2 protein-coding genes and 2 pseudogenes are annotated in these 5,195 nt (G+C 48.6%); 1 reads left to right on the top strand and 3 read right to left on the bottom strand.

The features are described 5' to 3' along the window. A pseudogene (locus HPY71_15510) lies at window positions 1-794 on the top strand (IS3 family transposase). 284 nt (window positions 795-1,078) lie between these two features. On the opposite strand, the gene HPY71_15515 reads toward HPY71_15510, so the two are convergent. The 3 genes and pseudogenes from HPY71_15515 to HPY71_15525 all read right to left on the bottom strand — a co-directional run bounded on the left by HPY71_15515 (window position 1,079) and on the right by HPY71_15525 (window position 5,195). Further along, window positions 1,079-2,665, bottom strand: coding sequence for a hypothetical protein (locus HPY71_15515; protein NPV54898.1), 1,587 nt, complete (start codon window positions 2,663-2,665; stop codon window positions 1,079-1,081). A gap of 132 nt (window positions 2,666-2,797) precedes the next feature. Beyond that, window positions 2,798-3,664 carry a hypothetical protein gene (locus HPY71_15520; GenBank protein NPV54899.1) on the bottom strand — a complete coding sequence of 289 codons (867 nt, stop codon included), beginning with the start codon at window positions 3,662-3,664 and terminating at the stop codon, window positions 2,798-2,800. Window positions 3,665-4,401: 737 nt separating this feature from the next. Further along, window positions 4,402-5,195 (bottom strand): annotated as a pseudogene (locus HPY71_15525) (IS3 family transposase).

Genomic DNA, 5,195 nt, shown 5'->3' on the forward strand with positions numbered 1-5,195 from the left:
CTCTTGGGCCTAAACCGTTCCAGCCTCTATTACAAGCCGGTCAAGCCCTCCTTAGAGGAGATTGCCCTTAAGCACCGGATAGACGAGATTTACACAGAACATCCCTACTACGGCTCGCGGCGGATAACGGCCCAGTTACGTAGAGAAGGATTTACAGTTAACCGTAAGGCGAATAGCGGCACATGCGTGAGATGGGGATCCAGGGTATCTGCCCTGGCCCCAATCTCAGTAAACGAAACAGCGAACACCGGGTTTACCCGTATCTACTACGAGGGGTTACGATAGATCACCCCAATCAGGTATGGGGCATTGATATCACCTATATTCGTCTAAAGCAAGGCTGGATGTACCTTGCTGCTATTATAGACTGGCATTCCCGTTACGTAATGGCATGGGAGCTGGATCAGACTCTTGAAACCTCCTTTGTTTTGAGTGCGGTTCGTAAGGCTCTGCTCCAGGCCAGGCCAGATATCTTAAATAGTGACCAGGGGAGCCAGTTTACCAGTCCCCAGTATATAGCCCTCTTGCAGGAGGCTGGGGTACAAATCAGTATGGACAGTAAGGGGCGTGCCATTGATAATATCTTTACTGAACGGTTCTGGCGGAGTCTCAAGTATGAAGAAGTATATCTGCATGAATATGAAAGCCCACGGGAAGCACGCCAGGGGATCGGCCAGTACATAGATTACTATAACAACCGCAGGCCACACCAAGCTCTGGATTATCGAACCCCAGCGGAAATGTATTTTAATAGCCCCAGGGGGGTGGTAGATGACCGAGTGATATGTGCCTGATGTTACGATACACCTCAGGGCTTCCCAGGAAGCTCTGAGCGGGTTCCGGTACTATTACCGAGGGTGCGCTCTCATCATAGAGGGTGCTATCCTCTTCCGGGGCCCCCTCTTGGGGGTACCTCCCGCTCCAGCGGGTACTACCCCTCCCGAGCTACCTTGATAGAGAAGGGAGATGACTATAGCTTAAACTTACCCTAAATTGTGTCTTGACGTCGGGGTCCACCTCGCCCGGTGTAGCTTTCACCACGAATGCCACCTACCCTCGCAAAAGTTAGCCTCGGTCACTACCACTTCTCAACCGCGATTACGTGAGCTGGGAACCCTCCCTGGTGACTCGCCGGTAAAGCCATGATGGCGAGTACAAAACGGGTTTTTCTAAGGAGCTTCAAGTTGACTGCCCATTCGACGATAGGGACATCATTCTTATGTAGGAAGTAGTGGATCTTGTTCGGCGTATATTTAATTATAGGACTGCTAGGAATAGGATCGGTGCGTTCCACGGCAAAGTCAAGCACCAAGCACCTAATTCCCTTTTCCACCAAATACATCGCCGCATCAGGCGAGAGCCCTGGTGTCATGCCCGGATTAGACCCGTAAAAATACCAATCAGTAATATCCACTCTAATGACAGCGATATCGCCTTGACGTAGCCCCGGATCCGCCTCACGCAGATGCATCGAGTCAATCTGTTGCAATGGACCTACGCTCCCGGATAGGTCGAGGAGGCATGCTTCTCCTACAAGGCGGTCGGCCGGAATGCGTACGTAGCGCCGTAGAATCTCCTCCGGGACTGCGTGTCGACCCCATGGATCAAAAAATGCAGCTTCAATATGCGTACCTGTCCCGTGTCCGTATTCAATATACATATCATCGCCGATTATATTCCCGGCAGTATCTATCATCCGAAAAGGAGTCAACCGCGCCGTCTTTGAAGTTGTGCCCTGCTGTTCACGAGGCTCAATACGACCCGGCAATGGATTCGGGTAATCCCCTATTTCATTTAGCTTACGTGTGGTCTTGGGAGGTATAAACGGTAAATCATAATCCGGGATGGGATCGGGGTAGACATCAAGAGTATGACTACAGTCAACAAAATCGGTTGGATTCTTCATATTGACCGCAAACACACGGGCAGGTCCGCCAATGGCGGTCTTTATGGGCAAAGGGAAACCCACAAAAAAGAGATCATGATGTTCTTCAACGACGTCTAAATTGGCGAGGTCTTCCACCACAAGAATGCCATTTCGGTTTAGGTAGCCATAGATATCCTCTGTCGACCGGGAGGCGTACCTCGGATCTAAGGTTCTTACGTCTGAAGCTAGAATCCGAATCCCCTGCGAGACCAGCCACTCTGCAGCCTCCATAGAGAGAACCGGAGACTCTTGGAAATATTTCGGGTTAGGCCGTGGAGGCCTTCTTTTACTATAGTCAGTTCTAATTATCAAGATTCTAGTCTTAATTCCTCCATTTGAACTTTCCTTAAGCAAGCGCGCGGTTATCTCTCCGGTGGGTTTGACCTTCTCTCGCAGGTCTAGCAATGTATACTCACCAACAAGGTCAGTCGCTGGGATATCGGAAATATATTTCGGTTCCCATGGATCTTTCTGTTCAGGATTATAGTATGTTACATAGGTTGCATATGGCTTTGTAGTAAGAGTGCCTTTTGTAAAAATCTCACCTGGCTGCACTCCAGACATTACGTGAGTTGTATCATAATACCCTAAGATATCTGCAATAGTCCGATGCTCTGATATGGGTTCATAAAGGATAGGTGCACCAGGAATATAGCCATATGCCGGCCTCATAAGAGCATCCCCATTACCTAAAGGCGCTGGATATGGCCTAAAAGTTAGATCGATGATACGATACATCAACATATCCTCCTCAATATATCCTCTATAAATTATAGGTTACTCATAAATCTCATGAAGGGGCAGGGCTCTTGTTAGTAATACAATCCTTATGGACTGATAAACCTAATCTTCTCACCCCTTCCCTAAGGGTTAGAACCATCCCTTGCCGCCAATGCCAATCTCTCTATATGTCTGAAACATCGCCTCGATGTTCTCTAATGGGGTCTCCGGCACGATGCTATTCGTAGGAGCCAGAATAATTGTCCCATGATGTTTATGAACTATTTCAACTAGATTACGTATTTCTGATTTGACTTCCCCAGGAGTGGATTTTGTGAGTAAACGCTGAACATCAATCCCCCCGAATAGCGTGATATATCGGCCGAATTCCCTTGCTATTCTTTCGATATCCATTGCCCATGGTTGAATAGGATGAAGGACGTCCAGTCCCATATCAACTAGATCCGGCACTATTTCGGTGATATTCCCGCAGCTATGAAGGAATACTTGCAAGCCTAAATGGTGCGCTTCCTCTATCATCCGGCGATAATATGATCCAAAAACGGTTCGCCATAGCGTTGGAGACACCAATAAACGATCCTGCGTACCCCAATCATCACTTAGAAAAACGCCATCGACCCCCATCTGCGCCCACCTTCGGATCATCCCAAGACTAAAGTCCAGCAGACGGTCAGCCAATTTAATGACTTCACGCCGGTTAAGGTAAAGATCCATAAGTAGCTGCTCCATACCTCGGAGGAAATGCATTCGCTCAAAAAAGCAAGCAAACATCTTGCCCAAAAGGTACTTTCCCCCAAACTCCTGCACGGAAGCTTGCGCCGCATCGAACCTTCCGGGTTCGTTTACATCTGGAAGTCTGGTTTGCAAGTAATCATCTAATTCGCACCACTCCTGGATTGGGTGAGATACAACAGCCGCGCCAAGACCACCAGTTACGTGTCTACGCCCTACCCCCCACTCATCTTCCCACATCGAATCCTGAGCAAGTAGAACCATTAGGTCTTTCCTTTTCCCGTCTTTCGGCGCTGGCTCATACCCTATATGTGTATTATAGAGGTCTATGGTTACTATATCATCGGGGCAATATGTTTCTACTAGTGAACATAACTTTTCCCCGTACCTTAGGATCGTTTCGCATGCAATCCACGTTCCATAGGTGGGGACTCTATCGCTCTCCCTATGATCAATGAGATTCCTTATATCACCTTTAGTTGCTTTATTACGCCTAAGGGCTAGTTGTTTGGCTTGCCCCCATCTGGTAGATAGTACTTCAGCTTCTAGCGCATCCAAATCCCTCACCCCTTGATGCTATTAAAGACCTACACCTACGATGATAGTTACCGCAAACTAGTACTCTATTTCATAAGTTTTGATAGGGTATCAAGCTACCAACTCCAGTGATTCAAGATAGCGGTATAGGTCATTTCGCGTGAACCGCCAGTTAAATGGCTTGGCAACTCGGCTGTATAGGTTTTGAAATCCAATGATCTTTCCGATAAGGTCATCCGAGGTGGACCCCGATGTCAAGACACAATTTAGGGTAAGTTTAAGCTATAGTCATCTCCCTTCTCTATCAAGGTAGCTCGGGAGGGGTAGTACCCGCTGGAGCGGGAGGTACCCCCAAGAGGGGGCCCCGGAAGAGGATAGCACCCTCTATGATGAGAGCGCACCCTCGGTAATAGTACCGGAACCCGCTCAGAGCTTCCTGGGAAGCCCTGAGGTGTATCGTAACATCAGGCACATATCACTCGGTCATCTACCACCCCCCTGGGGCTATTAAAATACATTTCCGCTGGGGTTCGATAATCCAGAGCTTGGTGTGGCCTGCGGTTGTTATAGTAATCTATGTACTGGCCGATCCCCTGGCGTGCTTCCCGTGGGCTTTCATATTCATGCAGATATACTTCTTCATACTTGAGACTCCGCCAGAACCGTTCAGTAAAGATATTATCAATGGCACGCCCCTTACTGTCCATACTGATTTGTACCCCAGCCTCCTGCAAGAGGGCTATATACTGGGGACTGGTAAACTGGCTCCCCTGGTCACTATTTAAGATATCTGGCCTGGCCTGGAGCAGAGCCTTACGAACCGCACTCAAAACAAAGGAGGTTTCAAGAGTCTGATCCAGCTCCCATGCCATTACGTAACGGGAATGCCAGTCTATAATAGCAGCAAGGTACATCCAGCCTTGCTTTAGACGAATATAGGTGATATCAATGCCCCATACCTGATTGGGGTGATCTATCGTAACCCCTCGTAGTAGATACGGGTAAACCCGGTGTTCGCTGTTTCGTTTACTGAGATTGGGGCCAGGGCAGATACCCTGGATCCCCATCTCACGCATGTGCCGCTATTCGCCTTACGGTTAACTGTAAATCCTTCTCTACGTAACTGGGCCGTTATCCGCCGCGAGCCGTAGTAGGGATGTTCTGTGTAAATCTCGTCTATCCGGTGCTTAAGGGCAATCTCCTCTAAGGAGGGCTTGACCGGCTTGTAATAGAGGCTGGAACGGTTTAGGCCCAAGAG

It is taken from the genome of Bacillota bacterium (genome assembly GCA_013178125.1).
Lineage (GTDB): Bacteria > Bacillota > SHA-98 > Ch115 > JABLXJ01 > JABLXL01.